Below are 25306 nucleotides of genomic sequence, written 5' to 3' on the forward strand. Positions count from 1 at the left end.
AGCACTCCCGCCCCGCACGAGAAAAGGGCGCGATCCGCTGGATCGCGCCCCTGGGTCCGTCGCTCCTGGCGGTCTCACGCCCGACGCCGGCGCAGCACGACCAGCACCACCGCCAGCAGGGCGGCACCGGCGCCCGCGGCGAGGAAGGGGGTCCGGTCCCGGCTCCCGAGCGTCGAGTCGAGGGTGGAGTTCACGGTGCCGTTCACGGTGCCCACCGCCCGCTTCGTGGTGTCGGCGGTGCGGCCCAGCAGGTCGCGCCCGGTGTCCTGCGCCTGGCCCATGCCCGCCCTGACCTGTCCGGCGGCCTGGCTCAGGCCCGCCTTGACCTGGTCGGTCGCCTGCTCCCGCGCGGCCTTGGCCCGGGAGCCGACGTCCACGCGGTCGGCCAGCGCCGAGGCCGTCCGGCCCAGCTCGGCCCGCTCCGCGGCGATCCGGTCGCGCAGCTCCTCCGGGGTCGGCTCGCTCACCGGTGGACCTCCCGCCTGATCGTCTCGACGTCGGCCTTGGTGCTGTCGATCGCCTGTTCCGGCACCGGCGGCGAGGCGTGGCTGATCTCCTTCTTCGCCACCAGCGCGAGCAGGCCGCCCATCGCCACCAGCACCGCCCCGACGATCAGCGCCGACGCCCACACCGGCAGCACGAGGGCGAGGGCGGCGATCGCCGCGGCGACGAACGCCAGACCGCCGGCGAGCGCGAGCATCGTGCCCGCGCCGGCGAGCCCGGCCCCGATGCCGACCGCCTTGCCCTTGGCGGTCACCTCCGCCTTGGCCAGCTGCACCTCGTCGGTGACGAGGGTGCGCACCTGGTCGGAGAGCTGGCGCAGGAGGTCCGCCGTGGACAGCTCGGCCGGGTCCCGCGGCGCGGTCCCGCCCGGCTGGTTCGGATGAAGTGTGCTGGACATGGCCCTCGGCTACCCCCGGCGCGAGGGGGTACACACCGGGCGTCACCCGGTCGGCCGCACCACCCGCAGCCGCACGGTGAACGGATCCATTCCGGCCGGCAGTGGGGCGCGCGCGTCGATCTCCGGGACCCGCAGCTCCAGCTCCCGGCCCCGCAGCAGGTGCGCCAGGAACAACGACGTCGTGAACAGCACCAGCTGGCGGCCCGGACAGTGGCCGGGACCGGCGCTGAACGGCACCAGGGCCGGGTCCTCCTGCGCGCCACCGTCGAGCCACTGCTCGGGGGAGAAACGGTTCGCGTCGGCACGCGTGCGGCCGTCCCGGTGCAGGAACCAGGTCGGGATGACCAGCGCGGTCCGTCCCTCCAGCTCGCCGCCCGCCCACCGGACCGGTCGGGTGGTCTCGCGCAGCAGCAGCGGCGTCGTCGGCCACAGCCGCACCGACTCCAGGACGGCGGCGCGCAGCCGGGGCAGGTCCTGGGCCAGGCCGAGATCGCGGTCGGCGATCTCCTCGCGGACCCGGGCGAGCTCGGCGGGATGCGCGACGAGCGCGGCCAGGGCGCGCAGCGCGACCGCGCCGGCGGGGTCGAACGCGAACAGCCACTGCGGGACCTGGTCGACCACGTCGACCTGCGGGTCGGCCGGGGTACCGGCGATCATCCCGGCGAGGCTGCCCGGTTCGGCGCGCTCCAGGTGCTCGCGCACCCGGGCGCGGAAGCGCTCCCGGCGGGCGCGGTGCCGCGGCAGCAGGAAGGACCAGTTGCCCGCGTCGCGCAGCCGGGTCAGCTCGTCGGAGAGTTCGTGGTCGTCGCGGGCGCCGTCACCGAGGACGACCCGGCGCACCACCCGCCACCAGGCGCGGATGAAGGCGTCCCAGGCCAGTTCACCGGCCCGGTCCAGTTCGCGGCCCAGGTCCTCCGCCTCTTGCGCGACCGCCCGCGCCATCACGGCGGCGTCCCGGTGCAGCGGGTGGCCGCTGTCGAGGACCGCCTCGTTGAACCGGCGCCGCTCGGCCCGCACCGCGCCGTGCGAGACGAGCACGCCGTGCGGCTGGAACTGGCCGAGCGCCTTGCGCTTCTCCCAGGTGTCCGGGGCGAAGGGGTCGGGGGTCTCGTCGAGGACGCGCCGGACGTCGTCGGGGTCGAGCAGCAGCGCCGCCCGGCGCACGGGCAGCCGCAGCCGCACCGGACCGTGGCCGTACCGCGTCGACAGGTCCTGCAGGATCCGCACGCCGCGGCCGTCGAGGTCCGCCCTGCCCGCCAGCGCGACGGCGCGGCGGCGGCGGGCGATCACGCCCTGCGCGACGATCGGCAGGATCGCCCCGACGGCGCGCAGGGTGTCGCGGCGGGAGGCGAGCGGCAGGCCGGGCCCGTCGGTGTGACCGGGCGGGCTGTCGAGCGGGATCTGCTGCGTGGTCATGCCAGGGCCGTACCCGATCGGGCGTCGTTCTCACGACGGGGTCGGGTACGGGCGACGTCGGATCCGTGTTCCCGGGGCCGACGCCACCGGGACCCGTCAGTCGCGGCCGCGGTCCGCCTCGCCGTCGGGATCGTTCCCGTCCTGCGGCATGTGGCCCTGCGCCGCCGGCACGTCGACCTGCGGCCCGCCCGGCACCTCGGCCATCGGCTCGAGGCCCTGTGCCTGGTCGTCGGGTTCGGAGCCGGGCGGCGCGGCGGGGGACCGCTCACCGGTCTTCGTGTCGTGCAGGGTGCGCACCCGCTCGGGGCGCGGGTCCTCGTCACGGCTCATGCCGTCGTGCTACCCGGCACGTCCGCCTCCCACGCGCGACGCGGGTGTGACCGTCGCGTGACGATGCCGTGCCCGGCTGGGCGGGCACGCCCCGGACCGGTCACCATGCGGGCATGACAGCAGCGTCGGGAACGGACACGGCCACCGCGGAGGCCGGGCCGCTGCGCGGGCTCACCGTCGGGGTGACGGCCGCGCGCAAGGCCGAGGAGCTCGCCGGGCTCCTCGCGCGGCGCGGCGCCCGCGTGCTCCACGGGGCGGCGGTGCGGATCGTGCCGGTCGAGGACGACGACCGGGTGGTCGACCGCACCCGCGGGCTGCTCGCGGCGCCGCCGGACGTCACCGTGGCGACCACCGGCGTCGGGTTCCGGGGCTGGCTGGCCGGGGCGGAGCGGTGGGGGCTGCGGGAGGAGCTGGTCGCGACGCTGGGCCGCGGGGAGATCCTGGCGCGGGGGCCGAAGGCACGCGGGGCGATCCGCGGCGCGGGTCTCACCGACACCTGGTCCCCGGCCACCGAGTCCTCGGCCGAGGTGTTGCAGCACCTGCTCGACCGCGGGGTGGCCGGCCTGCGTATCGCCCTGCAGCTGCACGGCGACCCGCTGACCGCGCTGGTGGACGACCTGACCGCGGCGGGCGCCGAGGTCGTCACGGTGCCGGTGTACCGCTGGGAGCTGCCCGCCGACCTCGGCCCGCTGGACGGTCTCACCGACCGGTTGCTGGCGGCCGGGCTCGACGCCGTGACCTTCACCAGCGCCCCCGCCGTGGGCGGCCTGCTCCGCCGCGCCGACGAGCGCGAGCTGCAGGACGCCGTGGTCGACGCCCTGCTCCGCACCCTCGTGGTGTGCGTCGGGCCGGTCACCGCGGCGCCGCTGGAGGCCCACGGCGTGGCGACCGTGCAGCCCGACCGCGCCCGGCTCGGTCCGATGGTGCGGGCCCTCGAGACCGCGGTGGCTGCCCGCACCTGACCGGAACCGGGGCGTCGAACACCTCGATCGGCCCGCACGGCCGGACGGCCGTTGGGGAGCGTCCGGCCGGGGTGGACCCGCCGGGGTGGTTACGCTGGATCGTGGCGCGCGCCAGAGGGCCGCGCCGGAGGGAGTGCGCAGGTGGTGCAGGTCGGATCGGCCGAGCAGGTGGCGGGCGACGTGCTCGCGGAGGCCGGGCGGCGGCGGTCGTTCGCCGTGATCAGCCACCCGGACGCCGGTAAGTCCACGCTCACCGAGGCGCTCGCCCTGCACGCCGAGGTGATCGACTCGGCGGGGGCGGTGCACGGCAAGTCCGGGCGGCGGGGGGTCACGTCGGACTGGATGGAGATGGAGCGCCAGCGCGGCATCTCGGTGTCGAGTGCGGTGCTGCAGTTCGCCTACCGGGACGCGGTGGTCAACCTGCTCGACACCCCGGGACACGGCGACTTCTCCGAGGACACCTACCGGGTGCTCGCCGCGGTCGACGCCGCGGTGATGCTGCTCGACGCGGCGAAGGGTCTCGAGCCGCAGACGTTGAAGCTGTTCGACGTCTGCCGCTCGCGCAAGATCCCGGTGTTGACGTTCGTGAACAAGTGGGACCGACCCGGCCGCGAGCCGTTGGAGCTGCTCGACGAGGTGGAGCAGACGATCGGGCTGCGGCCGATGCCGGTGACCTGGCCGCTCGGGGTCGCGGGCGAGCTGCGTGGGCTGATCGAGGTCGCCACCGGCGAGTTCACCCGCTACACCCGGGCCGCGGGCGGGGCGACCCGGGCGACCGCGCAGGCCGTGCCGGCCGAGGTGATCGCGGCCGAGGAGCCGCAGTTCTGGGCCACCGCGCAGGACGAGCTGGCCCTGCTGGAGGAGATCGGCGCGCAGTTCGACGAGAAGGACTTCCTGGCCGGCAGCGCGACCCCGGTGCTGTTCGGTGCGGCGCTGTCGAACATCGGGGTCGCCCGGCTGCTCGACGCACTGGTCGACCTGGCCCCGTCGCCGTCGGAGCGCGAGGACGCCGAGGGCCGGCCGCGCGCGCTCGACGCCCCGCTCTCGGGGCTGGTGTTCAAGGTCCAGGCGGGCATGGACAAGGCGCACCGGGACCGGATGGCGTTCCTGCGGATCCACTCCGGCCGGTTCGAGCGCGGCATGGTGCTCACCCACGCCGCCACCGGCAAGCCCTTCGCCACCAAGTACGCGCAGTCGGTGTTCGGCAACCAGCGCACCACCGTCGAGGAGGCCTTCCCCGGCGACATCGTGGGGCTGGTCAACGCCAACGCACTGCGCCCCGGCGACACCCTCTACGCGGCCGAGCCGGTGCACTACCCGGCGATCCCGAGCTTCGCGCCGGAGCACTTCGCGGTGGCCCGCTGCGCCGACGCGGGCAAGAGCAAGCAGTTCCGCCGCGGCATCTCCCAGCTCGACGGCGAGGGCGTGATCCAGGTGCTGCGCTCGGAACGGCGCGGCGACCAGGCGCCGGTGCTCGCCGCGGTCGGGCCGCTGCAGTTCGACGTGGTGGCCGCGCGGATGGCCGCGGAGTTCTCCGCCCCGATCAGCCTGGAGCAGCTGCCCTACCAGGTCGCGCGGGTCACCGACGAGGCCGGGGAGGCGGCGCTGTCCTCGCAGTCGGAGTGCGAGGTGTTGACCCGGAGCGACGGGATGCGGCTGGCGGTGTTCAGCAACAAGTGGCGGATGGACGTGGTGATCCGCAAGTTCCCCGACGTCTCGTTCGAGCCCCTGCTGGCCGGCACGGTCGACTGAGTCGGTCGTGTCCGCGGCGACCTGGCGCAACCGGGCCGGCAACCAGCGGGCCCGGCGGCCTGTTCCGCCACCCCCATCTGGACCGTGTGCTGGGCGTTCCCGCGGGGGAGAGGTGTCCGAAAATGAGATCGGTCTTGTGTGGTAGAGGCGGCGAGGGGTAGCTGTGAGACATGGCTAACGCGAGGCCGGCGGTCCGGGAGTTCCGGGTGCTCCGCCGGGCCTGCCTGGCACCGCCCACCCGCCCGGTCCGGCGGTTGCGCGCCCGGGCCGCGGACGAGCCCTCCGTGCGGCTCGCGGTGGTCGCCGCGGTGGTCATGGTGGTGCTCGCCGGGGGCATCCTCGCGGCCGTCCCGGCCGGTGCACCGACCACCCTCGTGCTGGGGCTCTGCGTAGCCGCCCTGCTCGTCCGGCCGCTCGCGGTGCTGCGGCACCGCCGGACCGCGGGGCGTCGCTGAGCAGACGCCGTCGCTGAGCTAGCGTCCGCACCGTGGCCCGGAGAGCGCGGACGTCCCGCCCGACCAAGGCCGGTCCCGACCGGCCGGACCTGCCGACCTCTTTCGACCAGGCGCCCGCGGCGCTGGACCCCGGGGCGTTCTGGGACGGGGTCGAGGCGGGACCGGGGACCGAGGTGCCCGAGCACGTCCCGGACCTGCGGCTGCACGAGTGCCGCCTGTCCGGCCTCGACCTCGCGGGCCGCACGCTCAGCGGGCTGCACTGCCGCGACACCGAGTTCCACCGCTGCGATCTGTCCGGCGCGGTGCTCGACGACGCCGTGTTCACCCGCGTCACGTTCACCGACTGCCGGTTCACCGGCGCGGTGCTCGACGGTGCCGGGCTGAACGACGTGCGGATCTCCGGCTGCCGCGCCGACCTGGCCCGCCTGCGGATGGCGACCGGGACGTTCCTGCACGTCGAGGACACCTCGCTGCGTGGCGCCGACCTCTACCGGTTCACCGCCCGGGACTGCGCGTTCCTGCGCTGCGACCTGGGCGAGGCCTCCCTGGAGGACGCCCGGCTGGCCGGCACGGACCTGCACGGCTCCACCGTCGACGGCCTCCGCGGACCGCTCGCCCTGCGCGGCTGCCGGATCGGGCCCGAGCAGCTGGTACCGGTCGGCGCCCTGCTCCTGGCCGCGCTGGGGGTCGAGATCACGGATCGGCGCTGACCTCCCGGTCCGGCCGCGGCGACCGGGCCTGATCGTGCAGGATCGCCGAGACCCGTTGCCGACTGACCCCGAAGAGCTTGCCGATCCGGGTCATCGACACCTGCTCGCGCTGCAGCGCCCGCGCCTCCTCGCGCCGGAAGGCCCCACCCGCCGCACCGAGGTCGTCGAGGGCGCGGGTGAGGGCCTCCACGACCAGGGGCCGCTCCTCCTGCGTGACGATCTCGTGCCAGCTCAGCCCCGCGGCGCGCAGCCGCTCCACGTGGCGGACGCGCCGGCGCGCCTCGGCCAGGCCGGCCATCGTGCGGTCGAGCTGGGCGCCCAGCGCCCGCAGGGCCGCCAGGGCCGGATCGCCGGCCGCACCGGTCACCGCAGCGCCATCAGGGCGGAGGCCACCGGCTTCCAGCGCTCGGCGTAGGCATCGAGCTCGGGTGCCTCCGACCAGGTCGCGTCGATCAGGTAGAGGCCCGGGAGCGCACATGTCCCGCCCAGCTCGGAGAGCACCGGCTTGAGGGTCAGGTCGGGTGCCATCGCGTGCCCCGGCCCCGCCCCCAGCATCAGCGGCACGGCCACGACGTCCTGCAGACCCGTCCCCCCGGCGAACTGGTCCAGGAACAGCTTCAGCAGGCCGGTGTAGGTGGCCTTGAAGGTCGGGCTGGCGAAGACCACCAGTGAGGACTCCCGGACCGTCCTCACCGCGGCCGCCACCGCCTCGTCACCCCAGCCCAGCAGGCCCGGGCCCAGCTCGACGAGGTCGAGCACGTGGTCGGGCGCGGCGCCGGTGAGCTTCTCGGCCAGCGCGCTGCCGGCCTGCAGGGTCCGGCTCGCGGGCTTCGGGTTCCCGACGACGACGGTGACGGTCACGTGCACGCTCCTGCTCTCGATCTCTCCGGTGCCGGGGCCAGCATCGCATCCCGGCGGCCCTCCCCGCCGCCCACCGATCGGCGGGGCACGTCCACCGCACGCCCCCCGACCGCCGGCCGGCACCGACCGGTACCGGGCCGGCCGACCCGCCCGTCGGTGTCCTCCGTGAGCAGCGGCGTCGCCTCCGTGGACCCCGGGTCACGGCGTTCACCCGCCCGTGGCCCCCAGCCGCGCACGGCCGTCACCCTTTTGAGACCGTGTGGGTGTCCGCCCCCAGTCCGCACGTACCTCAGGGAGACGCACGTGAAGAACCTCGGACGCGCACTCGGCAAGTTCAGCTCGGGCCTCCTCGACGCCCTCGGCATCCTGGGCGGCTGGAACCGGGGCCGCCGCGCCCGCTGACCCGGCGGGACCGCCCGGCCCGGCCCGTCGACCGGCCGGGCGGCTCCTCCCGGTCGTCGCCCCCACGAGCTCCTCCCGCCGCAGTTCCTCGCGGCACGCCGGGTCCCCGCCCCGGACGTCGGGCCCCCACCGCTGCGCGATGCTCGGCCGTCCGGCGTAGCTCCTGTTACCGGGTCGTTTCGCCCCCGGATCGAATCCGGACATCTCTGTTCCGTGCGTTCTCCCGCCCTTGACAGTGGGTGGTGACTGGCCTCACGGGGAACTGTTCGCCGTCGACGACACCTGCACGCACGCCGACGCCTCGCTCGCCGACGGCTTCGTCGAGGACTGCGCCGTCGAGTGCCCGCTGCACGCGGCGGTCTTCGACCTGCGCACCGGTGAGGCCGACGGCCTCCTGGCGCAGTACCCGATCCGCACGCACACCGTGGTGGTCGAGGACGGCGCGGTCCACGTCCAGCTGTCGGAGAAGAGCCCGCACCTGCCCGCGGGGGCGCGCCGGTACGTCGCCTCATGAGCCGGCCGGCATCCCCCCGCGTCGTCGTCATCGGCTCCGGTGTCGTCGGGGCCGCGGTCGCCGACGAGCTGACCGGGCGCGGCTGGACGGACGTGACCGTGCTGGACCGGGGAGCCCGGTCCCTGCCCGGCGGGTCCTCCTCGCACGCGCAGGGGCTGGTGTTCCAGGCGAACCCCTCGCGCACCCTGGCGCGGTTCGCGACGTACACCGTCGAGAAGCTGGGCGCGCTCGAGCTCGACGGTCCCGATCCGGCCGGGCGCTGGTGCTTCGACCAGGTCGGCGGCCTGGAGGTCGCGACCGAGCCCGCCCGCGTCGACGAGCTGTGGCGCCGGCACGGGTTCCTCAGCTCCGTCGGCGTGGAGTCGACGGTCGTCGGGCCGGACGAGTGCGCCGCGCTGCACCCGCTCCTGCCGGCCGACCGCGTCCTGGCCGGCCTGCACGTCCCGACGGACGGGCTGGCCAAGGCACCGCGGGCCGTGGAGGCCCAGGCGCGCCGGGCGATCGCCCGGGGCGCGCGGTTCCTCGGCGGGCAGCGGGTGGTGGAGGTGCTGCGACTGGGCGCCGGCCTTCGCCGACGCGCAGGCGTTGCTGCCGGCGCTGGAGGGCGTGCGGATCGAGCACGGCTTCAACGGCGTGTTCTCGTTCACCGCGGACGGCATGCCGCTGCTCGGCGAGCACCCCGACCTGCGGGGGTACTGGGTGGCCGAGGCCGTGTGGGTCCCCCACTCCTGCGGGGTGGCGCGGGCGCTCGCGGAGTGGCTCGTCGACGGGCACCCCTCGCTCGACGTCCACGGCTGCGACCTCAACCGCGTGACCGAGGCCCAGCGCAGCCCGGCCTACGTCGAGCAGCGCGCGTCGCGGAACTTCGCCGAGGTGTACGACATCGTGCACCCGCTGGACCCCCCGGCCGGACCGCGTCCGATGCGGACCAGCCCCTTCCACCTGCGCCAGCAGGAGCTCGGCGCGGTGTTCACCGAGATCGGCGGCTGGGAGCGGCCGCTGTGGTTCGAGTCCAACGCCGGCTTGCGCGAGGTCGCCCGGATCCCGCGGCGCGGGGAGTGGGCCGCCCGGCACTGGTCGCCGGCCGCCGGGGCCGAGGCGCTCGCGACGCGCGACCGCGTGGGCCTCTACGACATGACGCCGCTGACCCGCGTCGAGGTGTCCGGACCCGGTGCCTGTGCCTTCCTCGACGGCCTGACCAGCAACGAGGTCGACGTGGCGGTGGGCCGGGTCGTCTACACCCTGATGCTCACCGAGGCGGGGGGCGTGCTCTCCGACCTCACCGTGACCCGGCTCGACGAGGAGCTGTTCCGGGTCGGGGCCAACGGCGAGGTGGACGTGGACCGGCTGCGGCGCGTCGCGCCCGCGGGCGTCGCGGTCCGGGACGTGACCGCCGGGACCTGCGGGGTCGGGCTGTGGGGCCCGCGGGCGCTCGACGTCCTGTCCGCGGTCTCGACCGACGACCTGTCGTTCGGCTACTTCCGGGCCCGCCGGATCCACGTCGGCGCGGTGCCGGTGCTCGCGCTACGCGTGTCCTGCGTCGGCGAGCTGGGCTGGGAGCTGTACACCTCCGCCGACCGGGGCCTCGCGTTGTGGGACGCGCTGTGGGCGGCCGGCGCCGGGCACGGCATGGTCGCCGCCGGCCGGCACGCGTTCACCAGCCTGCGCCTGGAGAAGGGCTACCGGGCCGCCGGCCTCGACATGACCAGCGAGGACCGGCCCACCGAGGCCGGGCTCGCCTTCGCCGTCAAGCCGGGGGAGTACCCGGGTGCCGCGGCTGTGTCGGCCGACCCGCGGCGCCGGCTGGTTCCCGTGCTCATGGACGACCCGACGGACGTCGTCATGGGCGCCGAGCCGGTCTACTCCGGCGACACCGCCGTCGGCCACGTGACCAGCGCGGCCTACGGCCCGACGATCGACGCCGCCATCGCCTACGCCTGGCTGCCGGCCGACCTCGCCGCCCCGGGCACGCCGGTGGCCGTCGAGTACTTCGGTGCCCGCCTGCCCGGCGTGGTCGCCGCCGAGCCCCTGTTCGACCCCGAGGGAAAGCGTCTCCGCCCATGACCGCACCCGGACGACCCCCGGTCACCGCCGCGGCGGCCGGCTCCGCCTCCGGTGGCAGCCTCGTGCCCACGCTGCCGGGGCACCGGTACACCGATCCCGCGATCTTCGCGGCCGAGCAGGAACGGATCGTCGAGGCGGGATGGGTGTGTGCCGTCCTCGCCGCCGACCTGACCGGGCCCGGCTCCTACCGGACCGTGCACGTCGGCCGCGAGTCCGTCGTCGTCGTGCGCGGCCGGGACCGGGTCGTCCGCGCGTTCTTCAACGTCTGCCGGCACCGGGGCGCGCGGCTGTGCGTCGAGCCGGAGGGCGCGGTCCGCAACAAGCTGCAGTGCCCCTACCACGCCTGGACCTACGACCTGACCGGCAGGCTCATCGCCGCGCCGAACCTGACCGAGATGCCCGACGTCGACCTCGTCGGGTACGGGCTCGCGCCCGTTGCTGTCCGCGAGTGGCTCGGCTACGTGTGGGTGTGCGCGGCGCCCCAGCCCCATGGAGTGCTACCACTGCGCGACCATCCACCCGGAGCTCACCGAGGTGCTCCCGGAGTTCGCCGACGGCTACGCCGCGCAGTACTACGTGGGCCACGGCGCCGAGTTCGGCGGGCAGGTGCAGGGCTTCACGGTCGACGGCTCCGCGGGGCACACCCGCATCCCCGGGGTCGCCGCGGACCAGGACCGCCGGTACTACGCCGTCACGATCCGGCCCGGGGTGTTCGTGAACCTCGTGCCCGATCACGTCGTCGTGCACCGGATGACGCCGGTCGCCGTGGACCGGACGCTGGTGGAGTGCGACTGGCTGTTCCTGCCCGAGGTCGTGGGGTCCGGCGTGGACCTGGACCGCTCGGTCGAGCTGTTCCACCGGGTCAACGCCCAGGACTTCGCGGCCTGCGAGCGCACCCAGCCGGCGATGTCCAGCCGCGTCTACGCCCGCGGCGGCAGCCTCGTCCCCAGCGAGCATCACATCGCCGAGTTCCACGACTGGGTCCGGGCCGGACTGCGCTGACGCGCCGCCTCACCCGTCCTTCCACCAGCCCATCCTGCGGCTGATGGCGCGGGCGGCCTCGACGACCGTCGGGGCGAGGTCCTCCAGGCGCTCGGGCGGGAGGCGGTAGCTGGGGCCGGAGAGGGACAGCGCGGCGGCGACCCCGCCCGACTGGTCGCGGATCGGGGCGGCCACGGCGTTCAGCCCCAGCTCGTATTCCTCCACGACGACCGCGTACCCCGCGTCGCGGACCCGGCGCAGGTCGGCGTCGACCGCGTCGCGGGTGGTCAGGGTGTGGTCGGTGAAGGGTTCGGGGTGGTCGAGGGCCTCCTTGAGCAGCGGGTCGAGGTCCGCCGGCCCGAGCCAGGCGATCAGCGCCTTGCCGCTCGACGTGCAGTGCAGCGGGGTGATGCGGCCGATCCAGTTGTAGGTCAGCACCGTCGACGGCCCGCGGGCCTGGTGCACGTTGACGGCGTACTGGTCCTGCAGCACGGCGATGTTGACCGTCTCGCCGAACTCCTGGGCCAGCCGCTCGCAGGACTCCCGGCCCAGCCGGGTGACGTCGAGCCGACCGGAGACGGCCCCGGCCAGCGGGATCAGGCCGAACCCGAGGGTGTACTTGCCGCGGTCGGTGGCCTGCTCGACGAGCCCCCGGTCCTCCAGCGCGCCGAGCAGCCGGAACGCGGTGGACTTGTGCACCTCGAGCTCGGTGGCCACCTCGCTCACGCCGGCCTCGCCGCGGCGGGCCAGGATCTCCAGGACGGTGATGGCGCGGTCCACGGACTGCACGCCCCCGTCTCGCGTGCGCTCCGTGTTGCTCATGGCGGAACTATAGGTGTTCCGCCACTCGAGCGTGCTCGGCCCCGACAGGGTGGGGCGAGGCAGCGTCGACCTTGCCGCGGGCCCAGGTCGTGAGCGATGCTCAGCGAGATGCCGAGCTGCGCCGACCGCACCGCCCTCGCCGTCCGGCTGCGGGAGCTCGCCGCCGCCGCGCCCGACGCCCCCGCGCTCACCGACGACCACGGCGGCGTGACCCGCCGGGAGCTCGACGAGCGTTCCACCCGCCTGGCCCGGCGGCTCGCCGAGCACGGGGTCGGGTACGGGGACTTCGTCTCGATCGCGCTGCCCAACGGGATCCGGCACGTCGAGTGCTCGCTGGCCGCGTGGAAGCTCGGGGCGGTGCCGCAGCCGCTGTCCCACCGGCTCCCGCCCGCGGAGCTCGCCGCGCTCGTGGAGATCGCCGATCCCGCGCTGGTCGTGGGGCTCGACCCGGGCGCCGGGCGGGCCTGGCTGACCGGCGACGAGGACCTCTCCAGCGGCGACGCCACCCCGCTGCCCGACGTGGTCGGCCCCTCGTGGAAGGCCCCGACCTCGGGCGGCAGCACGGGCCGTCCGAAGCTGATCGTCGCGGGGCAGGAGGCGAGCGTCGAGGCCGTGCTCGCCCGCGCCCCGCTGCTGCGGATCGACCGGGACGGGGTGTTCCTGTCGACCGCGCCGCTCTACCACAACGCGCCGTACATGTTCTCGCTGATGGCGCTGCTGCAGGGCCACCACGTCGTCCTCATGGGGCGCTTCGACGCCGCCCGCGCGCTCGACCTCGTGGCCCGGCACCGGGCGACCTGGCTGTACGTGGTGCCCACGATGATGGGCCGGATGCTGCGGCTGCCCGCAGAGGTGCGGGCCGCGGCGGACCTGTCCTCGCTGCGTACCGTGCTGCACGTCGGCGCGCCCTGCCCGCCGCACGTCAAGCGGGGCTGGCTGGAGTGGGTCGAGTCGCCGGAGACGGTGATCGAGCTGTACTCGGGCACGGAGGCCCAGGCCAACTGCATGATCGACGGCCGGGAGTGGCTCGACCGGCCCGGCTCGGTCGGGCGGGTGCAGCGCGGCCGGATGAGCGTGCGGAGCGAGGACTTCCGGGAGCTGCCGCCCGGCGAGGTCGGCGAGATCTGGATGCGGGGCGACGGCGAGGCGCCGACCTACCGGTACATCGGCGCCGAGGCGCGCGAGCGCGACGGGTGGGAGTCGCTGGGGGACATGGGTTCCTTCGACGCCGACGGCTACCTCTACCTCGCCGACCGGCAGACGGACATGATCCTCGTCGGCGGCGCCAACGTGTACCCGGCGGAGGTCGAGTCCGCGCTCTGCGCGCATCCCGCGGTGCTCTCGGCGGCGGTGATCGGGCTGCCCGACGAGGACTACGGCAATGTGGTGCACGCGATCGTCCAGGTCGGTGGTCCCGCCGGCGGGAACGGCGGGGGAACCGTCGCGGAGGAGGAGCTGCGCGAGTTCGTGCGCGCCAGGCTCGCCCCGTACAAGGTGCCGCGCACGGTCGAGCTCACCACCGAACCCCTGCGGGACGACGCGGGCAAGATCCGGCGCAGCGCACTGCGGCAGGCCCGCCTCCCGCAGGGATCCCCGCCGCGCAGCGCCCGACCCCCGGGGGCCTGACCCCCGGGCCCGACCCCCGGGCCCGATCCCCGGGCCCGATCCCCGGGCCAGATCCCCGGGGCCTGATTCCTAGCGCCGCAGGGCCTGCGGCAACACCCGGGCCGCCTCGACCAGGCTCGGTCCGTACCAGGTCAGCAGCCGCCCGCTGACCAGCACGGACGGCGCGGTGAAGGCCTCGGGGCCGTCGTCGGCGGTGAAGACGTAGGGCTCGTCCGGCAGCACGACGAGGTCGTGCGCGGGCAGGTCGGCCGGGTCGACACGCGGGTAGCGCTCGGGGGAGTCGGCGAGCACGTTGTCGACTCCGAGACGGGCGAGCACCGCGCCGGTGAACGTGTCCGAGCCGCATGCCATCCACGGCTTGCGCCAGATCGGCACCACGGCGCGCCGCCGTTCGGCCGGCTCCGGCAACGCGGCCCACAGGCGGCGGGCCTCGGTGAGCCACGCCGGCTCGTCGAACCCGCACGCGGCGAGCATGCGGCCGAGCGAGTCGAGCCCGCCGTCGACGGTCCGGATGTCGGTCACGTAGACCGCGAGCCCCGCGTCGCGCAGCCGCTGCAGGTCGCCCGGCTTGTTCTCCTCCTGATTGGCCAGCACCAGGTCCGGCTCGAGCGCGACGATCGCCTCGACGTCGGGGTTCTTCGTGCCGCGCACCCGCGCCACGTCGAGGTCACCGGGGTGGGTGCACCAGTCCGTGGCGCCCACCAGCCGGGACACGTCCGTGGCCCCCACCGCCTCGGTCAGCGACGGGACGATCGACACGATCCGCTCGACCTTCGCCGGGAGGTCGACCGGGGTGCCCTCGTCGTCGATCACCATGCCTCCAGGGTAGTGCGGCCTGGTCACCTCACTAGTCCGGGCGGACGTACTTCTCGGTGTAGGGGCGCACGGCCGTGGTCGGGTTGCCGAGCGGGTAGGCCCGCTCGCCGCGGCGGTCCGCGGCCAGCGAGATCGCCCAGTTCAGCAGGGTGGTGAAGCGGTTGTGCACGCCGGCCAGGAAGGCGATGTGGATGACTCCCCAGAGGACCCAGCCGAGGAACCCGTCGGCCCGGAAGCGCCCCTTCTCCAGCAGGGCGTGCCGGCGGCAGAGGTAGGCGGCGTTGCCGAGGTCCCGGTAGCGGAAGGGACGGGTGGGCTCCCCGCGCAGCACGCGCCGGGCGTCCTCGCCCGCGTGCCGCCCGGACTGCATCGCGACCTCGGCCACGCCCGGCAGGTCGTCGAGGCTCATCACGTCGCCGACCACACGGACCTCGGGGTGCCCGGCCACGGTGAGGTCGGGTTCGACGGGGATGCGCCCCTGCCGGTCCTGGGTCGCCCCGGTCTCCTTGGCCACCATCTCCAGGAACGGCGCCGCCTCGACACCGGCGGTCCACAGCACGGTGCGGGCCTGGTAGCGGGTCCGTTGCCGCGTCCCGTCCGGTCCGGGCTTCTTCGCGGTGGCGACGACCCCGCGTTCGTCGACCTCGGTGACGTGCACCCCGAAGACGGTCTCGACGCCCAGCCGGTCGAGCACCGCCTGCGCCTTCTCCGTGAGGTTGTGCCCGAACGACTTGAGCACCCGGTCCCCGCCGTCGAACAGCAGCACCCGTGCCTCGGTCGGGTCGATGTGGCGGTACTCCCGCTCGATGGCGTGCACGGCGTACTCGCGGATCTGCCCGGCCAGCTCGACACCCGTCGGGCCGCCGCCGGCCACGGCGAAGGTCAGCCATTCGGCCCGGTCCGCCGGATCCGGCAGGGTCTCCGCCATCTCGAACGCGCCGAGGACGCGGCGGCGGATCGCGAGCGCGTCGTCGATCGTCTTCATGCCCGGCGCGTGGACGGCGAACTCGGGGTGGCCGAGGTAGGACTGCCGCATGCCGGCGGCGACGATCAGCTGGTCGTAGGCCAGCTCGAAGGTGGTGTCGTCGGGGCGGCGGGCGGTGAGCACGCGCGCGGTCGCGTCGAGGTCGCACGCCTCGCCGAGGACCACGCGCACGTTGCGGTGCCGGCGCATCAGGGTGCGCAGCGGCGTGGTGATCTGTCCCTCGGACAGCAGCCCGGTGGCGCACTGGTAGAGCAGCGGCTGGAACAACGACGTCGTCGTGCGGTCCAGCAGGGTGAGGTCCACGTCGGCGCGGGCGAGCCGGCGGGCCGCGTAGACCCCGCCGAAGCCCCCGCCCACCACCACGACCTTCGGCCGGGCCATCCGATTCCTCCTTCGCGCACGCTTCACCACGGCGCGTACCCGGCACACCGCCGGTGCATGCCGGGGGAGGTGCGCTTCCGGCACCGGTGCGTGGTCGGTGGTACCGGGCACCACCGACCACGCACCGGCCGCGCAGCCGCGCTACATGTTGCGCCGGTACTGGCCCCCCACCTCGAAGAAGGCGTCCGTGAGCTGCCCCAGCGAGCAGACCCGGGCGGCCCGCATCAGCTCGTCGAACACGTTGCCCTCGCCGGTGGCGACGTCCTGCAGCCGGCGGATCGCCTGCTCGGCCTCGGACTTGTGCCGGGCCTGGAAGTCCGCCAGCCGGTCGAGCTGGGACTGCTTCTCGGCCTCGGTGCCGCGGGCCAGCTCGATCTCGACGGGCTCCTCGTCGTCCGCGCCGGGCTTGCGGAAGGTGTTGACGCCGACGATCGGGAGCGTGCCCTCGTGCTTGCGGTGCTCGTAGAGCATCGACTCGTCCTGGATCTTGCCGCGCTGGTAGCCGGTCTCCATGGCGCCCAGCACGCCGCCGCGCTCGGCGATCCGGTCGAACTCGGCCAGCACGGCCTCCTCGACGAGGTCGGTGAGCTCGTCGACGACGAACGAGCCCTGCAGCGGGTTCTCGTTCATCGACAGGCCCCACTCGCGGTTGATGATCAGCTGGATCGCCATCGCGCGCCGCACCGAGGACTCGGTCGGAGTGGTGATCGCCTCGTCGTAGGCGTTGGTGTGCAACGAGTTCGCGTTGTCGTAGAGCGCGCAGAGGGCCTGCAGGGTGGTCCGGATGTCGTTGAAGTTCATCTCCTGCGCGTGCAGGGACCGGCCCGACGTCTGGACGTGGTACTTCAGCTTCTGCGAACGCTCGTTGGCGCCGTAGCGCTCGCGCATCGCCACCGACCAGATCCGCCGCGCGACCCGGCCGATGACCGTGTACTCGGCGTCCATGCCGTTGGAGAAGAAGAAGGACAGGTTCGGCGCGAAGTCGTCGATGTCCATGCCGCGCGCGAGGTAGCTCTCCACGAACGTGAAGCCGTTGGACAGCGTGAACGCGAGCTGGCTGATGGGGTTCGCCCCGGCCTCGGCGATGTGGTAGCCCGAGATCGACACGGAGTAGAAGTTCCGCACCTTGTGCTGGATGAACCACTCCTGGATGTCGGCCATCATCCGGAGCGAGAACTCGGTGGAGAAGATGCAGGTGTTCTGGCCCTGGTCCTCCTTGAGGATGTCGGCCTGCACCGTGCCGCGGACGTTGGCGTAGGCGAAGGCGGTCAGCTCCTCGCGCTCGGCCTCGTCGGGCTCGCGGCCCTCCTCCTCGCGGAACTTCTCGACCTGCTGGTCCACCGCGGCGTTGAGGAAGAACGCCAGGATCGTCGGCGCCGGGCCGTTGATCGTCATCGACACCGAGGTGGTGGGCGAGCAGAGGTCGAAGCCGGCGTAGAGCTCCTTCATGTCGTCGAGCGTCGCGATCGAGACGCCGGACGTGCCGACCTTGCCGTAGATGTCCGGGCGGGTGTCCGGGTCGTGCCCGTAGAGGGTCACCGAGTCGAACGCCGTGGAGAGCCGCTTGGCCTCCGAGTCCTCGGACAGGTACTTGAACCGGCGGTTGGTGCGGAACGGGTCGCCCTCGCCCGCGAACATCCGCGCCGGGTCCTCGCCCTCCCGCTTGAACGGGAACACCCCGGCGGTGAAGGGGAACTTCCCGGGCAGGTTCTCCTTGCGCAGGAAGCGCAGCAGCTCGGCGTCCTCGGTGTAGCGCGGCAGCGCGACACGCGGGACCTTGTTGCCCGACAACGTCTCCCGGGTGAGCTGGGTACGCAGCTCCTTGTCGCGGACCTTCACCACGAGCTGGTCACCCGAGTAGTCCTCGACGACCTGCGGCCAGGTGTCGAGCAGCTGCGCGGAGTCGCTCGACAGGTCCTGCTCGGCCTTCTGCAGGGCCTCGTCGACGCCGTCGCCCACGAGCTCGCGGGCGGTGCGCAGGTGCTGGCGGACGCGGGCCTTGGTCGCCTCGGACTCCGTGTCCTCGTGGTAGCCGCGCACGGTCTCGGCGATCTCGGCCAGGTAGCGCACCCGCTCCGGCGGGATGACCGCCGCGTACTCGGTGGAGGTCTTGCGGTCCACCTTCGGCAGCCGGCCGTCGTGCAGCGTCAGGCCGTTCTCCGACAGCAGCGCGCCGAGCTCCTGGTAGAGCGCGGTCACGCCGTCGTCGTTGAAGGTGGCGGCGGAGGTGCCGTAGACCGGCATGTCCTCCCAGCTCTCGCCGAACGCGTCCCGGTTGCGCACGAGCTGGCGGCCCACGTCGCGGCGCGCGTCCTCCGCCCCGCGGCGCTCGAACTTGTTGATCGCCACGACGTCGGCGAAGTCCAGCATGTCGATCTTCTCGAGCTGCGACGCGGCGCCGAACTCCGGCGTCATCACGTACAGCGAGCGGTCGACGAAGGGCACGATGCCGGCGTCGCCCTGGCCGATGCCCGGGGTCTCGACGATGACCAGGTCGAACCCGGCGGCCTTGAGCACGGAGATGACGTCGCCGAGGTTCTCGGGGATCACGCCGTCGTTGCCGCGGGTGGCCAGGGAGCGGAAGTAGACCTGGTCGACGTGATGGCCTCCAGCGCCGGCAGGCCCGGAAAGCGAGTTCATCCGGATCCGGTCGCCGAGCAGCGCGCCGCCGCCCTTCCGGCGGGTCGGGTCCACGGCCAGCACCGCGATGCGGAGCTTGTCCTCCTGGTCGAGGCGGAAGCGGCGGACCAGCTCGTCGGTGAGCGAGGACTTGCCGGAGCCGCCGGTGCCGGTGATGCCCAGGACCGGGACCTGCTTCTCGGAGGCCTTGACCCGCTCCAGCACCTCGGCCGGCAGCCTCCCGGACTCGGCCAGGGTGAGCGCGCGGGCGAGGGTGGCGGTCTCGCCGGTGAACACCCCGTCGTACGACGCCGGGGGCTCGGTCGCGAGGTCGGTGTCGCACTCGCGGATCATCAGGTTGATCATGCCGGGCAGGCCGAGGCGCTGGCCGTCGTCCGGGGAGAAGATCCGCGCGACGCCGCGGGAGTGCAGCAGCTCGATCTCCTCGTGGACGATCACGCCGCCCCCGCCGCCGTACACCTTCACGTGCCCGGCGCCGCGCTCGCGCAGCAGCTCGACCAGGTAGGAGAAGTACTCGACGTGCCCGCCCTGGTAGGAGCTGATGGCGACGCCCTGCACGTCCTCCTGGATCGCCGCGGTGACGACCTCGTCGACCGAGCGGTTGTGACCCAGGTGGATCACCTCGGCGCCCTGCCGCTGCAGGATGCGCCGCATGATGTTGATCGCCGCGTCGTGCCCGTCGAACAGGCTCGCCGCCGTGACGAAGCGAATCGGATTCTTCGGGACGTAGAGCTCGCTGTCACCCATGGATCGGACCTCCTGCACGACGACGTACCCCGCACATTTAGTTTGACATCCTAGTATCGGACGTACAAGAGATCAGGATGTGACGTCCGTCCGTCCGCCGCGCCGGCACGCGCGACCCGGTGAACGGTCGTTCCCGCCGCTCGACGAGTGGCGATGGGCACCGGAGCGGTGCCGGTCAGAGCAGGGTGTCGAGGGCGGCGTGGACCTCGGCGAGGCCGGGCCGGGCGGCGGGATCGGTGAGCAGGCAGCCGTCGAGCACGGAGGCCACGCGGACCGGCAGGCGCCGCCGCGACCGCAGGCGGGGGGCCGGCTTGAGCAGCTGGGGGTAGAGCCGGGCCAGGGCCGCCCGCGGGTGCGTGGAGTCGGTGCGGGAGAGGCTGTGCGAGCCGGTCTGCTCGGGGTCCGCCACGCCGTCGGGGAAGGGGCGGACGCCGGTCGCGGCCTCGTGCAGGACGACCCCGACCGCCCACACGTCCGTGGCGGGGGTGACGATCCCGCCGAGGATCTGCTCGGGCGCCATGTACCGCGCGCTGCCGACCTCGGCCGGGGCGGGACCGGGTGCCCGGGCGAGCGCCAGGTCGATCACCCGGGTGACCCCCGCGCTGACCACGATGTTGCTGGGCTTGACGTCGCAGTGCACCCGGCCGTGCTCGTGCAGGTACCGCAGTGCCGCGCCGAGCTGCTGCCCGAGGTGCGCGAGGGCGGTCTCGGGGAAGCGGCCGTAGCCGTCGAGCGCGTCGGAGAGCGTGCCGCCGGGCAGCGACTCCAGCACCAGGACCGGGGCCGGGCCCCGCTCGTCGACGAGATCCAGCAGCCGCACGATGTAGGGGTGCCGCAGGCTGCGCAGCAACCGGGCCTCGCGCAGCAGCGCCCGGCGGGTGCGGGCGTCGCCCACCAGGTCGGGGCGCAGCACCTTCACCACCGTGTGGCAGTGGTGCACGGCGCTCCACGCGTCGTAGGTGTCGTAGTCCTCGCCGCGGCGCAGGTGCTGGACCACGCTGTAGCCCGGCGCGACCTCCCGGCCGGGGGCGAGCGGGGGCGGGCCGTCGAGGTCGGGGTCGACGGGGGGACCGGCCTCGTGGAGGCCGCCGGGAGCCGGATCCGGGTGCGGATCCGGCTCCAGCGCGGCGGCACTCATCGCGCGTCCGCGACCCGGGCCGCCCGGCGGTGGTTCACCGGCGACCGCCCTGGTGCGCGCTCCAGCCGGTGCGCGCACCGAACTCGTCCGCCCAGCCGTCCGCACGCTCCGTCCCCGTCGTCGCCCGCATCTCCTCGACCCCCGCACCGTCGAACTCCGCACCATTACCGAGCCCAGCACCACCACCGAGCCCAGCACCACCACCGAGCCCAGCACCACCACCGAGCCCGGCACCGCTGGACCCCGTCGCGCCGAACCCGGCCGGAGCGAACCCCAGCGCCGCGAACGCCACGGGGCCACCTCCCACGGGGTCACCTCCCACGGGGTCACCTCCCACGGGGTCACCTCCCACGGGGTCACCTCCCACGGGGTCGGACCCCGCCCGGTCGATCCTCGCGCGATGCCGCCCGCCGAGCACCTCGGAGGACCGGTGGACGGCGGCGAACCGCTCCGTGGGTGCGGCGTCCGGTCCGCCCGGTTCCGCGGCGGCCGCCGGCTCGACCATCACACTACGGCGCGCCGGGAGGGCCCGGCGCCACGGCGTCTCCGGACCCGACACGGGGGCGAGCTCGGAGAGCCCGACGTGCGGACCGGGGGCCCGGAAGGCCGGCAGCAGGGTGGTTCGTGCCCACGGGTCCGCGGGCCAGGAGGCGGTGTCGAGTGCGGCGAGATCCGCGGTGAGGTCGCCGAAACGGGCGTCGAGGCCGCCGTGGAACCCGTCCGCCCCGGCGAGCCCGTCGGCCCCGGCGAGCCCGTCGGCCCGCGCAAGCCCGTCGGCTCCGTCGAACCCGTCGCGCAGCGCGCCGGGCAGCGGCTCGGCGCCGAGCGCCTCGCCGGGGTGGTGCAACCGGTACAGCTCGGCGTAGCCGGGGCTGCGAGCGAGCAGCTCGCGGTGCCGTCCGGTGGCGGTGATCCGCCCGTGCTCGAGGTACACGATCTGGTCCGCGTCGGTCACCGTGAGCAGGTTGTGGCTGATCACGAGGGTGGTGCGGCCCGCCATCAGCCGACGCAGCGGCGTGAGGACGCGCTCGGTGGCGGCGGCGTCGAGCCCCGTCGTCGGCTCGTCGAGGATGAGCACGGGCGCGTCGCGGACCATCGCCCGCGCGATCGCCAGCCGCTGCCGCTGCCCGCCGGAGAGCAGCCGGCCGCGCTGGCCGACCCGGGTGTCGTAGCCGTCCGGCAGCGCGGTGATGAACTCGTGCGCGTCGGCGGCCCGGGCGGCCTCGACGATCTCGGCCTCGCTCGCGTCCGGACGGCCCCACAGGATGTTGTCGCGGACCGTGCCGTCGAACACCAGGGTCTCCTGCAGCAGCGCCGCCACATTGCGCCGGATGTCGGCCAGCGCGAGCTCGCGCAGGTCGTGACCGTCGAGCACCACCGAGCCGGCGTCCGGGTCGTAGAAGCGCAGCAGGAGCTTCGTCAACGTGGTCTTGCCGGCCCCGCTGGGGCCGACCACGGCCACGGTGTGTCCGCGCGGGACGAGGATCGACACCCGCTCCAGCGCGGGCCCGGTGGTGCCCGGGTAGGTGAAGGTGACGTCCTCGAGGCGCAGGTCACCACGGGCCCGCTCGATCCGCACGGGATCCGGGCGGTCGGTGACCCGGGGCTTCTCGTCGAGCAGCTCGATGACGCGCTCGGCGCCGGCCGCCGCGGCGTAGATCGTGTTGCCCATCTCGCCGAAGCCGCGGACGGGGCCGAACAGCTGGCTGAGGTAGCCGGTGAACACGAGCAGGCCGCCGAGGGTCAGGTTGCCGCTGGCCATCTGCCAGACGCCCACGCCGAGCACCGTCAGCACGCCGACGACCTCGAGCATCCCGACCAGCGGCCCGAACAACGACTTGAGCCGCACCGCCACCATCTGCGCGGCGAAGGCCCCCCGGCTCTCCCGGTGGAACCGCTCGGTCTCGCTCGCCTGCCGACCGTAGGCCTGCACGAGGGCGACGTTGCCGAGGCTCTCCTCGGCGACCGCCGCGATCCCTCCGGTGCGCCGCCGCTTCTCCCGCGACGCGCTCTTGATCCGGCGGGCGAAGTAGCGCGACGCCAGGCCGAACACCGGCGCGGCCGCGACCGCGATCAGCGCCAGCTGCCAGTTGAGGTGGAAGAGCAGTGCGGTGAAGACGACCACCTGGACGCCGTACGTCACGGCCATCGCGACACCGGTCAGGACGAGTTCCTCGATCGCGCCGACGTCGCCGGACAAGCGGGACATCACGTCGCCGAGCTGGCGCCGTTCGAAGAATCCGAGCGAGAGCCGCTGCAGGTGGGCGAACACGCGCGTGCGCAGGACGAGGACGAATCGTTCACCGACCCATGCGGAGACGTACGAGTCGAAATAGTCGACGATCGCGCCCACGAGGGAGACGACGAGATAGGCGCCGATCACCCAGGGCAGCAGCGCGTAGTCCTGCGGGGCCAGCACGTCGTCGATCAGGATCTTGAACAGCCACAGGCTGGCCGCGACCGTCAGCGGGCCGACCGCGGAGAGGAGCAGGCCGAGTGCGAAGCGGCCGCGAAAGCCGGCGGTGTAGGGCCAGAACCGGCGGAAGATCTGCCGCACGGTGAGGTGGGGGGCTTCGGGCAGCAGGGCTCCGGCGTCGCCGGCCCGGGCCGCGGGACCGGTGTCGGTGTCGGGACCGGTCTCGACGTCGGCGCCGGTCGCGACCTCGCCCGGTGGCTCGACGGGGCCCGGGCGGGTGTCGTCGGCCGGCGGGGCGCCGGGCCCGGGGTCGGTCCCGGTGACGGGCCGCGTCGCGCGGGATCCGCGCCTCGTCGCGCGGTGGCGTGGGGTGGGGGACGGCATCTTCACGTGCCTCCGGTGGTCCGGGAGAGGTCGGGGAGGTGCGGGGGCCGGAACGTCGGGCGGGAAGATCGGACGGGACGCGAGCCGCGCGGGGAGGCGGCGAGGGCGGCGGCGGTGACCGAGACGGCGACGGCCCCTCCCACCGCAGCGCGGGAGGGGCCGCCGCCACGGACGCCGCTCAGCGCAACCGGGTCACTTGTGCCCGTGCTTCTTGTGCATCTTCTTGCCGTGGGACTTGCTCCACGACTTCTTGGAGTGTGAGCACTTGTCGTGCTTCTTGGGCTTGCGCGGGCCGCCGCCCATGAGACCGAAAAGGTCCATGTCGCTTCTCCTTCTCCTCGGACACGGCCGCGAGTGCAGACCGCGTATCTCGCCTAAAGCGCGAGCGGGGAAGAGGTTGCGACGTTCTCGACAGCCCACTCGATCGGGTGGAACGGTCGGTGTGGGCGAGATGTCCGACGTTCCGGGCGAGGCCTGTTCGATCGGGTGATGTGATCGTGTCGTGATCGGTCACCGTGCGCCGACGGAGGCTCGGGGGCGTGACGTGAACGGCATCACCGGCAATTCGGCGATCGCCGGGTTCCGCCGGTCGTCACTCTGCGCGGGGGAGCGGACGTCAGGCCGCGCGGCGCTCCGCCACGGGGTCGGCGACCGTCTCCACGGCGTCGACAGCCTCACCGACGGCGTCGGACACCTCGGACACGGTCTCCTTGACGGTGTCGACGACCCCGGACCCGACGACCCCGGACCCGACGACCCCGGACCCGACGACCCCGGACCCGACGACCCCGGACCCGACGACCCCGGTGAACGCTGCCCGGGTGAGCGCTGTCCCGGTGAGCGCGGCCGGCGCCCCGGTGGCTCGCCGGGCGCGGACCCGCCGCTGCAGCACCCGCGCGGCCACGGCCCCGGTGGCACCGATCGCCGCGAGGGCGGCGCCGGAGAGCACGATCGGGAGGATCCCGGCGTCGGGGAAGAGTGCCATGAGCACGAACGAGGAGAGCGGCCACCACAGCAGGGAGCGTCCCGCACCATGGCGCGTCCAGTCGTGATGCTCGGGAGCCATGTCGACCCTTTACCCAGGGCGATCACGGATCATGCCCGTGGCCGCGAAATCCGCCCGTGTGCGTGGCCTCGGCGCACTCCTGCGGCGTGGGTTAGGTTCCGGTCATGAGCAGTGACGCCGCCCCCACCACCCCGGCGCTCGACCTCCGGTCCGCCCTCCTCGCCGAGAACGCGCGACTGGCCGAGCTGGTCCGCACCGCCGACCACGGCACGGAGATCCCGACCTGCCCGGGGTGGACGCTGAGCCAGTTGCTGCGCCACGTGGGACGCGGCCACCGGTGGGCGGCGACGATGATCACCGAGCGGGTCACCGAGCCGCTCGACCCGCGGCAGGTCCCGGGCGGGAAGCCGCCCGCCGACCTCGACGGCACCGTGTCGTGGCTGCGCGAGGGCGCGCAGGCCGTGCTCGACGCCGTCGACGCGGTCGGTTCCGACGCGCCGACCTGGACCTTCACCGGGCCGCGGCCCGCCGCCTGGTGGATCCGCCGGCGGCTGCACGAGGAGACCGCACACCGGGCCGACGCGCAGCTCGCGCTGGGGCAGGACAGTGACCTCGATCCCGCGCTCGCCGCCGACGGGCTGTCCGAGTGGCTCGACCTCCTGGCCGCCCGGCGCGGCACGGCGCTGCTGCCCGAGGGGGTCACCCTGCATCTGCACGCCACGGACGGCGACCTCGGTGCGGCGGGGGAGTGGACGATCCGCCCCGACGGCACCGGTGAGCGGGCCGGCATCGCCTGGGAGCACGGGCACGCGAAGGGCACCGTCGCCGTCCGCGGGCCCGCCTCCGTCCTCTATCTCGCGAGCGTGCGCCGGCTGCCTGCCGACGATCCGCGGCTGGAGGTGTTCGGCGACGCGGCGGTCTTCGAGGCCTGGCTCGCCGCCACCCCGTACTGACCCCGCGGCACGAACGGCGTTCGGAGCGCACGATGTCCTCCCTT

General features: G+C 74.2%; 22 protein-coding genes and 2 pseudogenes. 10 read left to right on the forward strand and 14 right to left on the reverse strand.

What is annotated here, in order from left to right; all coding sequences use genetic code 11:
• Window positions 1-74: 74 nt before the first annotated feature.
• The 4 genes from ACL02T_RS08320 to ACL02T_RS08335 all read right to left on the reverse strand — a co-directional run bounded on the left by ACL02T_RS08320 (window position 75) and on the right by ACL02T_RS08335 (window position 2647).
• The gene (locus ACL02T_RS08320; RefSeq protein WP_412830030.1) at window positions 75-467 is read right to left on the reverse strand and encodes a DUF3618 domain-containing protein; all 393 of its coding nucleotides are present in this window, start codon (window positions 465-467) and stop codon (window positions 75-77) included.
• Window positions 464-901 carry a phage holin family protein gene (locus tag ACL02T_RS08325; protein ID WP_412830031.1) on the reverse strand — a complete coding sequence of 146 codons (438 nt, stop codon included), beginning with the start codon at window positions 899-901 and terminating at the stop codon, window positions 464-466. The genes ACL02T_RS08320 and ACL02T_RS08325 overlap by 4 nt, the downstream gene beginning before the upstream one ends.
• A 42-nt stretch (window positions 902-943) precedes the next feature.
• A complete protein-coding gene (locus ACL02T_RS08330) occupies window positions 944-2317 on the reverse strand; it encodes a cytochrome P450 (RefSeq protein ID WP_412830032.1) in 1374 nt (457 codons plus the stop codon).
• A 96-nt stretch (window positions 2318-2413) separates the two neighbouring features.
• Window positions 2414-2647: a hypothetical protein gene (locus ACL02T_RS08335; RefSeq protein WP_412830033.1), complete on the reverse strand. Its 234-nt coding sequence runs from the start codon at window positions 2645-2647 to the stop codon at window positions 2414-2416.
• A gap of 113 nt (window positions 2648-2760) precedes the next feature.
• On the opposite strand from ACL02T_RS08335, the gene ACL02T_RS08340 reads away from it, so the two are divergent.
• The 4 genes from ACL02T_RS08340 to ACL02T_RS08355 all read left to right on the forward strand — a co-directional run bounded on the left by ACL02T_RS08340 (window position 2761) and on the right by ACL02T_RS08355 (window position 6526).
• Entirely contained in the window at window positions 2761-3609 is an 849-nt protein-coding gene (locus tag ACL02T_RS08340) for a uroporphyrinogen-III synthase (RefSeq protein WP_412830034.1), read from the forward strand.
• Between the two features lie 141 nt (window positions 3610-3750).
• Window positions 3751-5361, forward strand: a complete 1611-nt coding sequence (locus ACL02T_RS08345) for a peptide chain release factor 3 (protein WP_412830035.1) — start codon at window positions 3751-3753, stop codon at window positions 5359-5361.
• Between the two features lie 170 nt (window positions 5362-5531).
• On the forward strand, window positions 5532-5816 hold the full coding sequence (locus tag ACL02T_RS08350) for a hypothetical protein (RefSeq protein ID WP_412830036.1): 285 nt from the start codon (window positions 5532-5534) through the stop codon (window positions 5814-5816).
• 32 nt (window positions 5817-5848) lie between these two features.
• Window positions 5849-6526: a pentapeptide repeat-containing protein gene (locus ACL02T_RS08355; RefSeq protein ID WP_412830037.1), complete on the forward strand. Its 678-nt coding sequence runs from the start codon at window positions 5849-5851 to the stop codon at window positions 6524-6526.
• Here the strand turns inward: ACL02T_RS08355 and ACL02T_RS08360 are convergent.
• Complete coding sequence (locus tag ACL02T_RS08360; RefSeq protein WP_412830038.1) at window positions 6510-6893, reverse strand: hypothetical protein; 384 nt, start codon at window positions 6891-6893, stop codon at window positions 6510-6512. The two genes, ACL02T_RS08355 and ACL02T_RS08360, sit on opposite strands and share 17 nt — an antisense overlap.
• Window positions 6890-7387, reverse strand: coding sequence for an NADPH-dependent FMN reductase (locus ACL02T_RS08365; RefSeq protein WP_412830039.1), 498 nt, complete (start codon window positions 7385-7387; stop codon window positions 6890-6892). Before ACL02T_RS08365 ends, ACL02T_RS08360 begins: the two co-directional genes overlap by 4 nt.
• Before the next feature lie 631 nt (window positions 7388-8018).
• On the opposite strand from ACL02T_RS08365, the gene ACL02T_RS08370 reads away from it, so the two are divergent.
• The 4 genes and pseudogenes from ACL02T_RS08370 to ACL02T_RS08385 all read left to right on the forward strand — a co-directional run bounded on the left by ACL02T_RS08370 (window position 8019) and on the right by ACL02T_RS08385 (window position 11369).
• The gene (locus ACL02T_RS08370) at window positions 8019-8303 is read left to right on the forward strand and encodes a bifunctional 3-phenylpropionate/cinnamic acid dioxygenase ferredoxin subunit (RefSeq protein ID WP_412830040.1); all 285 of its coding nucleotides are present in this window, start codon (window positions 8019-8021) and stop codon (window positions 8301-8303) included.
• Window positions 8300-8929: pseudogene (locus ACL02T_RS08375) on the forward strand (FAD-dependent oxidoreductase); the annotation flags it as partial. The gene ACL02T_RS08370 and the pseudogene ACL02T_RS08375, both read left to right, overlap by 4 nt.
• Window positions 8930-8960: 31 nt before the next feature.
• Window positions 8961-10367: a glycine cleavage T C-terminal barrel domain-containing protein gene (locus ACL02T_RS08380; protein WP_412830269.1), complete on the forward strand. Its 1407-nt coding sequence runs from the start codon at window positions 8961-8963 to the stop codon at window positions 10365-10367.
• Window positions 10364-11369, forward strand: a pseudogene (locus tag ACL02T_RS08385) (aromatic ring-hydroxylating oxygenase subunit alpha). Before ACL02T_RS08380 ends, ACL02T_RS08385 begins: the two are co-directional and overlap by 4 nt.
• A gap of 9 nt (window positions 11370-11378) precedes the next feature.
• Here the strand turns inward: ACL02T_RS08385 and ACL02T_RS08390 are convergent.
• A complete protein-coding gene (locus ACL02T_RS08390) occupies window positions 11379-12170 on the reverse strand; it encodes an IclR family transcriptional regulator (protein WP_412830041.1) in 792 nt (263 codons plus the stop codon).
• Window positions 12171-12278: 108 nt separating this feature from the next.
• Between ACL02T_RS08390 and ACL02T_RS08395 the strand changes: the two genes are divergently transcribed.
• Window positions 12279-13796 (forward strand): AMP-binding protein, encoded by a 1518-nt coding sequence (locus ACL02T_RS08395; RefSeq protein WP_412830042.1) that lies wholly within the window; start codon window positions 12279-12281, stop codon window positions 13794-13796.
• A 69-nt stretch (window positions 13797-13865) separates the two neighbouring features.
• On the opposite strand, the gene ACL02T_RS08400 is transcribed toward ACL02T_RS08395, so the two are convergent.
• The 7 genes from ACL02T_RS08400 to ACL02T_RS08430 form a co-directional block, all read right to left on the reverse strand.
• Window positions 13866-14612, reverse strand: a complete 747-nt coding sequence (locus ACL02T_RS08400) for a helical backbone metal receptor (protein ID WP_412830043.1) — start codon at window positions 14610-14612, stop codon at window positions 13866-13868.
• Window positions 14613-14643: 31 nt separating this feature from the next.
• The gene (locus ACL02T_RS08405) at window positions 14644-15978 is read right to left on the reverse strand and encodes an NAD(P)/FAD-dependent oxidoreductase (RefSeq protein WP_412830044.1); all 1335 of its coding nucleotides are present in this window, start codon (window positions 15976-15978) and stop codon (window positions 14644-14646) included.
• 141 nt (window positions 15979-16119) lie between these two features.
• Window positions 16120-19365 (reverse strand): fused isobutyryl-CoA mutase/GTPase IcmF, encoded by a 3246-nt coding sequence (icmF, locus tag ACL02T_RS08410; RefSeq protein ID WP_412830045.1) that lies wholly within the window; start codon window positions 19363-19365, stop codon window positions 16120-16122.
• A gap of 175 nt (window positions 19366-19540) precedes the next feature.
• Window positions 19541-20503 carry a serine/threonine-protein kinase gene (locus tag ACL02T_RS08415; RefSeq protein WP_412830046.1) on the reverse strand — a complete coding sequence of 321 codons (963 nt, stop codon included), beginning with the start codon at window positions 20501-20503 and terminating at the stop codon, window positions 19541-19543.
• A gap of 34 nt (window positions 20504-20537) precedes the next feature.
• Entirely contained in the window at window positions 20538-23303 is a 2766-nt protein-coding gene (locus ACL02T_RS08420; protein WP_412830270.1) for an ABC transporter ATP-binding protein, read from the reverse strand.
• 192 nt (window positions 23304-23495) lie between these two features.
• A complete protein-coding gene (locus ACL02T_RS08425; RefSeq protein ID WP_412830047.1) occupies window positions 23496-23624 on the reverse strand; it encodes a hypothetical protein in 129 nt (42 codons plus the stop codon).
• 295 nt (window positions 23625-23919) lie between these two features.
• Window positions 23920-24369 (reverse strand): hypothetical protein, encoded by a 450-nt coding sequence (locus ACL02T_RS08430; protein WP_412830048.1) that lies wholly within the window; start codon window positions 24367-24369, stop codon window positions 23920-23922.
• A 104-nt stretch (window positions 24370-24473) separates the two neighbouring features.
• Here ACL02T_RS08430 and ACL02T_RS08435 point away from each other — a divergent pair, with 104 nt between their 5' ends.
• Window positions 24474-25262 (forward strand): maleylpyruvate isomerase family mycothiol-dependent enzyme, encoded by a 789-nt coding sequence (locus ACL02T_RS08435; protein ID WP_412830049.1) that lies wholly within the window; start codon window positions 24474-24476, stop codon window positions 25260-25262.
• The last annotated feature ends 44 nt before the right edge of the window (window positions 25263-25306 follow it).

Source organism: Pseudonocardia oceanicola (assembly GCF_047200735.1).
GTDB lineage: Bacteria > Actinomycetota > Actinomycetes > Mycobacteriales > Pseudonocardiaceae > Pseudonocardia.

Bases quoted from the DNA above. Each gene is read 5' to 3' on its own strand.
- ACL02T_RS08325 (WP_412830031.1), bottom strand. From the start codon at position 901: ATGTCCAGCACACTTCATCCGAACCAGCCGGGCGGGACCGCGCCGCGG.
- ACL02T_RS08330 (WP_412830032.1), bottom strand. From the start codon at position 2,317: ATGACCACGCAGCAGATCCCGCTCGACAGCCCGCCCGGTCACACCGAC.
- ACL02T_RS08335 (WP_412830033.1), bottom strand. From the start codon at position 2,647: ATGAGCCGTGACGAGGACCCGCGCCCCGAGCGGGTGCGCACCCTGCAC.
- ACL02T_RS08340 (WP_412830034.1), top strand. From the start codon at position 2,761: ATGACAGCAGCGTCGGGAACGGACACGGCCACCGCGGAGGCCGGGCCG.
- ACL02T_RS08350 (WP_412830036.1), top strand. From the start codon at position 5,532: ATGGCTAACGCGAGGCCGGCGGTCCGGGAGTTCCGGGTGCTCCGCCGG.
- ACL02T_RS08380 (WP_412830269.1), top strand. From the start codon at position 8,961: ATGCCGCTGCTCGGCGAGCACCCCGACCTGCGGGGGTACTGGGTGGCC.
- ACL02T_RS08390 (WP_412830041.1), bottom strand. From the start codon at position 12,170: ATGAGCAACACGGAGCGCACGCGAGACGGGGGCGTGCAGTCCGTGGAC.
- ACL02T_RS08395 (WP_412830042.1), top strand. From the start codon at position 12,279: ATGCCGAGCTGCGCCGACCGCACCGCCCTCGCCGTCCGGCTGCGGGAG.
- ACL02T_RS08400 (WP_412830043.1), bottom strand. From the start codon at position 14,612: ATGGTGATCGACGACGAGGGCACCCCGGTCGACCTCCCGGCGAAGGTC.
- ACL02T_RS08405 (WP_412830044.1), bottom strand. From the start codon at position 15,978: ATGGCCCGGCCGAAGGTCGTGGTGGTGGGCGGGGGCTTCGGCGGGGTC.
- icmF (WP_412830045.1), bottom strand. From the start codon at position 19,365: ATGGGTGACAGCGAGCTCTACGTCCCGAAGAATCCGATTCGCTTCGTC.
- ACL02T_RS08415 (WP_412830046.1), bottom strand. From the start codon at position 20,503: ATGAGTGCCGCCGCGCTGGAGCCGGATCCGCACCCGGATCCGGCTCCC.
- ACL02T_RS08420 (WP_412830270.1), bottom strand. From the start codon at position 23,303: ATGCCGTCCCCCACCCCACGCCACCGCGCGACGAGGCGCGGATCCCGC.
- ACL02T_RS08425 (WP_412830047.1), bottom strand. From the start codon at position 23,624: ATGGACCTTTTCGGTCTCATGGGCGGCGGCCCGCGCAAGCCCAAGAAG.
- ACL02T_RS08430 (WP_412830048.1), bottom strand. From the start codon at position 24,369: ATGGCTCCCGAGCATCACGACTGGACGCGCCATGGTGCGGGACGCTCC.
- ACL02T_RS08435 (WP_412830049.1), top strand. From the start codon at position 24,474: ATGAGCAGTGACGCCGCCCCCACCACCCCGGCGCTCGACCTCCGGTCC.